Here is a 6,784-nt window from a genome sequence, read left to right as displayed (position 1 = left end):
GTTTGTTCCCATAGTTGAAATGCAGGGTCTATTGTTATTGCATGGTGCATAGATTCTATAAGGGATCTGATTCTTGCAGGTTCAGGATTTTTCATCACAGTAGCAACCAATTCTAAAGCAGCTTCAGGAACATTTTTTTGATAAGCGCCCCAGAACTTGTTAAACTCATCCTCACTTATTTGATGAAGTGCTGCAACAAGATCTTCAAGAGAATGTACTGTTTCTCCTGAGGGGAGAGTTATGTTGATTTCTTTTTGTTTTTTCCTATCGTCCTTCATCAATGAATGAAAAGGCAATCAATTCTTTAAATACTCTTCTTCGTCTCTTCTTTGTTACTAAAACTCAAAAGGTCTTTGAAAAACTGGTTTTTCGGTAAGTACCTTGCCTGTTTAAGCCAAGGAATTCCTTTGATCGCATTCACATCTTCTACCCCTATTTTGCCTACGTAGAGGTCGCGAATAGTGCCACCCTTGTGAATAAAGTCCTGCACGCTAAGAAAACCCGAGAAGTAGAGGTGATCCTTGGTAGACCCGCCCTTCTTTTTCGTGTATTTCACCCCTCTTTTAGCGCGCATCGCAAGCTGAAATGCTGTGTTTTTATCAAAGAACCTGAGCATATAGTGGTAGATTGATTGAAAGGAGGTTTCCTGAGCAAGTGCGGTGCAAATAACTCGAGCAGCGTACGTTCCCAGGGTTTTCAAAGTTAGAAGGTCAAAACGCTTTTCATTAAATACGGCAAGACCTTCTTCTGTCCCCAAATACCCTCCAAAACCAGAAGTGAAAATGTTTAACGGTTGTTGTTTGCCATTTTCTGCACGAAGCACGTGCGTTCCAACTTCATGAATCAATAATCGTCGAACGTAGTTCTCTGAAAAAAATTGATTGCGCGCAACAAATACGGTGTTTTTAGATGCGAGAACGGAAACACTTGATGCGCCAAGCGAACGCTCCTCAACACGATAATTGCGTATGCCAAAATGGTTTAACTCAGCACGTATGCGTGAGATCACTTGAGCTGATGGAATCGTTCTAGGGGAGATGTCTTTGTACGGCAAGAGAACTTCTTCTGCCTGTGCAATTACTTCTTGAGAAGGCAGACCATATACAAGATCATTGAATTTCTGAAATTTTCTCGTCCCTAAGAATTTAAGACGTAACGCATGATTGAGCAACTCAACTCGCTTTTTTTCAAGCAAGCCTCCAACAACAGAATCATCCTTATCGATGGATTGCAAGGCAGTAATCGCTTCATCACAACCAAGAGGCTCAGCATAACTAAACACAGGGTTGTGATCAGGGTCTTCTTCAACCTTTTCACGTTCCTCTTCAACGTTAAGAGGCGTGATATTGCGAAAAGGAAGACTGATAGTGGCAAGATCTGCGTCAATTTTCTTAATCTTTGAGAATCTGTCCATTAGAAAAAGTCTTTAAAAGAAGTTTAAAAGGGTTACGTCGTCAAGGGAAGTGACAACCAGTAAGGCAACTCATTTAAACCACTTCATTTTTCCACAAGAAATGGCTCAACTCATTCTCGCAGGGGCAGGAACAGGAAAAACAACAAAAATAGTTGAGCATATTGCATCATTACTCAAACAAGGTGTCAATCCAAAGAAAATCCTTGCACTTACGTTTACCAATGAAGCAGCAAAGAACATTGCAAGCAGGGTACTTGAAAAAACAGATCAAGAGGTTCCTGTTTACACGTTTCACGGCTTTTGTTCCGATCAGATAGAAGAAAACTTCACAATTATTGAGGAGTATGACTTAGCATTACTTCTTTTAGATCTTGGCTGGGAGCCTTATGATGCAAAACTCTACGCTCAAACAATCACTCGCGCTAAGGACTTAGGAGTTACACGTAAAGACTACGAAGACCTTCTTAGAACGTATGATGATGTTGATGAGGAGCACCTTGAACGATTACGCATAGAACTTCAAACACTCTACCTCAAATTTGAAAATGCAAGGACGAAAAATTACCGTGATGAAGCAAGACCCATTAAGCAACTAATTAAAAGGGCAAACGAGAAAACACGATTACAAGATTTTCTTCTCGCATGGGAAAAAGTAGAAGAAGAAAAAGCAAAAAAACACTACCTCGACTATGGAGATCTACAACTACGCCTACTTGAAAATCTTAAAGACTTTGATTTTGAGCACATCATCGTTGATGAATTTCAAGACACCAATGCAATACAGTTTGCAATTCTTAAACGTCTTTGCCCGCACCAGAACATAGTTGTAGTTGGCGACCAAAATCAATCAATCTATGCCTTTAGAGGAGCAAAACGAGACGTCATAGAAGAGTTCAAAAAAGAATATTCGCCTCAAGTATTTCACCTAGATCGTAGTTGGCGCTCTCCTAACACCGTGCTTAGAGTAGCGCATGATATTATCAAACACAACTACGCACAAGGAGAGTGCTTCGAGGTTCTCAATGCACAAGGACGCGAAGGAAAACCTGTGCGTATAGTAAAACTTAATGATGCAAAGGCAGAAGCAGTATTTGTAGCAAACCACATTGAATCAACAAACACACCTCTCAACGAGACACTCATACTTTACAGATCCCACGCGCAAGCAAAAGAGATTATTTCTGAGCTCAAACGAAGAAACATCCCTTTTAACACGGTTTCAACTAAAGACCTTCTGCTACGTGACGATATCAAAAAAATCATAGCATATCTTCAAGTTATAGCCAAGGGAGAACATCACAAGCAGAGTTGGTGGGTCCTTCTTGGAGATCTTAACCTTGAAGAAGAAGACCTCGCAATACTTCTCAAAAAGAACAAGAAAGAAGACTTAGAAGACTTCCTAAGAACGTTACCTCTCAAAAATCAAGAAAAACAAAAAGAACTCCAATCTCTTCTTTCTCGAATTGACATCCTTCGAGAAGAAAAAGATCTTCTTAAACTTATAGAGCAAGTAATTGAATTCATTGGTGTTGGGCACCATGAAGAGTCACTTATCAACATCAAACGCTTCGAAGATCTTGCACGACACTTCATCAACATAGAACACAAAGGAGTAAAATCATTTGTGTCTTACCTGGAAAATTTAGAAAAAGTTGGAGCAAATCTAAAAGAGCAGAAACTCGAATCTCCTGGAGCTGTAAAATTGCTCACGATGCACGCAGCAAAAGGGCTTGAAGCACAAGATGTCTACCTTATTGGATGGAATGAGGGTTTTCCAAACCTGAAATCAACAAGAGAACCATTTATTCCAACAAGCATACATCCCTTTTACAAAGATTGTATTGATGAGAAGGATCTTGCGAAGAGAAAAAAAGAAATCAGACTTGAAGAAGAAAGAAGGCTTGCCTATGTTGCAATTACACGTGCAAAGGACTCGCTTATTATTACCTGTCCCGGTTCTACAAGTAGATTCATAGAAGATTTGAATTTACAGGTTGAAGAAGTTGATATCGTAGTACCCACACACACCAAACAGGTTAAAGCTGTAAAGCACGAAATGCCTTATTTCTCATTTTCCAATCTTCTCACGTATAAAACATGCCCTAAGAAGTTTGAATTGCAAGAGATTTATCGCATGCAACCTGCATTCTATAATGAATCCGCTGCAAGAGGATCTTTCTTTCATGGAGTTATAGAGAAAATAAGTAAAGCAAGACTTGAAGGAAAACATCTTAGTGTTGATGAAGCCATAGAAAAACAAAATCAAGAACAAGAAACCCAGTACACCTACGAAGACATTAAAGCATGGTACGAAGTGTGGAAACGACGAAACACGCTAGAATATTTGCAACAGGTAGAAAAACCATTCCTCTTTGACGAAGACGGGATTAAATTCACAGGATTTATTGATAGAATAGATGCAACACCACAAGGATATACTATCATAGATTACAAAACAGGAAAGCAAAAAACAACGGGCGAAAAATTACAATGGCAATTAAGCCTTTATGCAATGTCTCTTATCAAAAACAACAAAAAAATACACAGATTGATTGTAGATGAACTCAATCACGAACATCCCACTTCGTTTATTCTCAAAGATGACGGCACCGCAATTGATGAGATCGGAAGACAATACGCGTTTAATATTAAACAAGTCTTCAACCGCATGAAAACACTTGCAAAAGAAATCAAGAAAGACCAACACTTCTTGCCCGTTGAAGATGATACTCCTTGCAGAACGTGTCCATTCAAACTGTACTGTCCAAAATGGGCAGATTGAACTGTGTTAGAGTAAAAAGGGTTGTTATTTGGCTGTTATTTGCTAAGTAGGTGGACGAGTTGTTAGCAAAAGAGACGTGAAGCCCGTCCAAGATACCTTGCAAGATGCGCACTAAGAGGCTCACTGAGGTATTTTACAGGTCTTACTTTAAGAGTATACATCCCTACTTTATTAGCACCAACAATATCCTTTGCAACCATATCACCAATCATCGCAACATTATGAATTTGAAGATCCGCATCTGGAATGCCATTACGTCCCCGGTAGGATTCGTACATTTGTTTAAGCACTTCAAACCCATCAAGAAAAGCGCCCTCTAGTGGTTTAAGATGTTGCGTACGAACCACTTTAAGACCTGTTTTACTCTCATATTCATCAAAACGATGATGTGAGTCTGTGAGTATTGCACAAGGAAGAACACTTGCAATACGCTCAAGAGAAGGAGGAGGTGCTTGAGGTTTTCCATGCTCAAACAAAGTATTATCCGCATCAAAAAGCAATGCATAAACTTCTCTGAACGTGAAAAACTCCACACTTAGATGCTCAACACTACGCAGATAGTGGTTGGGTGTTGAATACTGTGCGTTGTGTCCTCTAAACAGCGCACGCAGATGGTCTTGCAGTTTTTGTTGCATACTAAGTGGCTCTCTACGAAATCCTTATAAATCTTGTTTTGCCCTTGTGTTTTATGAAAATAACTCTTCCCGATGGTAGTGTTAAAGAATACAAAAAAGGAATAACTCCTCTTGAGATTGCAAAAGACATCTCAGAAGGACTTGCCAGGTCCGTTGTTGCAGCAAAGTTTAATGATAAACTCATTGACCTTACAACTCCGCTCAACCAAGATGGCGCACTTACTCTTCTAAGAGCAGACTCTCCTGAAGGGCTTGAAGTTATTCGCCACTCCACTGCACATCTTCTCGCACAGGCAGTACTGGAGCTATACCCTTCAGCACGTATAACCATCGGGCCTGTTGTTGAAAATGGATTCTACTATGACATTGATCACGATCCCTTAACTCCTGACGATTTACAACGCATCGAGAAGCGAATGAAAGAGATTGCAAAGCGAAAACTAGAGGTAACAAGACGAGAACTCACAAAAAAAGAAGCTCTTGAACTATTTCGCGACAATCCTTACAAACAAGAAATTATCAACGAGATCCCTGATGGAGAAACTATATCCGCATATCAACAAGGAGAGTTTATTGACCTTTGCAGAGGGCCACACGTTCCAAATACCAAGCATCTAGGTCACTTTAAACTTACCAAGATAGCAGGAGCTTACTGGAGAGGAGATGCGAACAACAAACAGCTTCAACGTATTTATGGTGTTGCATTTGCAACAAAAGAAGATTTGAAAAACTACTTACACTTGCTTGAAGAAGCAGTAAAACGAGATCACAGAAAACTAGGAAAAGAACTTGATTTGTTCTCCTTTTCTGATCTAAGTCCTGGATGTGCGTTTTTTCATCCGAAGGGCACCATTGTTTACAACCTTTTACGAGACTTTATGCGTGAACAATATCGAAAAAGAGGGTATCAAGAAGTTATCACTCCCAATATTTTCAACGCAGAGTTGTGGAAAATTTCTGGACACTGGGATCATTACAAGGAGAATATGTTTACTTTTGATGCAGAAGGGCAAACCTTTGCACTTAAACCCATGAATTGCCCATCACACTTACTCATCTACAAGCAAAAAGTTCACTCATACAGAGATTTGCCCCTGCGCTTAGCAGATTTTGGAGCATTACACAGAAACGAGCTTTCAGGAACTCTGGGAGGACTTACGAGAGTAAGAAAACTCTGCCAAGATGACGCACACATATTCATAACACGCAGTCAAATTCAAGAAGAAATCCTGAACATGATGGAATTCATCAATTATGTTTACGTTAACATTTTTGGTTTTGATTTTACTATTGAACTCTCCACAAGACCTGACGATTTTGCAGGAGACTTAGCAGTATGGGAAGATGCGGAATCCCAACTCAAAGCAGCACTTGACGATGCTGGTGTTGAATACTCCATTAACGAAGGTGATGGTGCATTTTACGGCCCTAAAATAGACTTTCACATTAAAGATGCATTGCAACGAAGCTGGCAATGCGCAACAATCCAGCTAGACTTTGTTCTTCCTCAACGCTTTGAAGCAACGTACGAAGGAGAAGATGGTAAAAAACACCAAGTTATTATGATTCACAGAGCAATCTTTGGCTCTTTAGAACGATTCTTTGGCATTCTCGTTGAACACTATGCGGGAAAATTCCCTACGTGGCTTGCACCTGAACAAGTAGTGATCTGCACAGTTGCTGATAGACACATTGAGTATGCAAGAAGAGCAAAAGAAATTCTAGGGGATGTGCGCGTCACTATTGATGATTCTGCAAATTCCATTCCTAAAAAAATTCGCAACAATCAACTCAAAAAGATTCCTTACATTCTCGTTGTTGGAGATCAAGAAGAGAAGAACAATACTGTTACTGTACGTACGCGTGATGGTGTGGTACATGGAGAAAAAGATGTTCTCCAATTTGCAAAAGAATTAGAAGAAGAAATCACCCAGAGACGCTAATTTTTGCACG

5 protein-coding genes are annotated in these 6,784 nt (G+C 39.9%); 2 read left to right on the top strand and 3 right to left on the bottom strand.

The window, feature by feature from the left end; genetic code table 11:
• Both D6774_00240 and D6774_00235 read right to left on the bottom strand, forming a co-directional pair.
• A partial coding sequence (locus D6774_00240; protein ID RME78747.1) for a hypothetical protein occupies positions 1-278 on the bottom strand: 278 nt, incomplete at its 3' end.
• A 26-nt stretch (positions 279-304) separates the two neighbouring features.
• Entirely contained in the window at positions 305-1,414 is a 1,110-nt protein-coding gene (locus D6774_00235; GenBank protein RME78746.1) for a DUF1704 domain-containing protein, read from the bottom strand.
• Positions 1,415-1,514: 100 nt separating this feature from the next.
• Here D6774_00235 and D6774_00230 point away from each other — a divergent pair, with 100 nt between their 5' ends.
• Complete coding sequence (locus tag D6774_00230; GenBank protein ID RME78745.1) at positions 1,515-4,196, top strand: ATP-dependent helicase; 2,682 nt, start codon at positions 1,515-1,517, stop codon at positions 4,194-4,196.
• Positions 4,197-4,258: 62 nt separating this feature from the next.
• Here D6774_00230 and D6774_00225 read toward each other — a convergent pair whose 3' ends face one another.
• A complete protein-coding gene (locus D6774_00225) occupies positions 4,259-4,831 on the bottom strand; it encodes a hypothetical protein (protein ID RME78744.1) in 573 nt (190 codons plus the stop codon).
• Between the two features lie 53 nt (positions 4,832-4,884).
• Here D6774_00225 and thrS point away from each other — a divergent pair, with 53 nt between their 5' ends.
• The gene (gene thrS / locus D6774_00220; protein ID RME78743.1) at positions 4,885-6,774 is read left to right on the top strand and encodes a threonine--tRNA ligase; all 1,890 of its coding nucleotides are present in this window, start codon (positions 4,885-4,887) and stop codon (positions 6,772-6,774) included.
• The last annotated feature ends 10 nt before the right edge of the window (positions 6,775-6,784 follow it).

It is taken from the genome of Candidatus Woesearchaeota archaeon (genome assembly GCA_003695435.1).
Lineage (GTDB): Archaea > Nanobdellota > Nanobdellia > Woesearchaeales > UBA11576 > J101.
The sequence above is the reverse complement of the archived record's forward strand: the minus strand, read 5'-3'. Positions and strand labels throughout refer to the sequence as shown.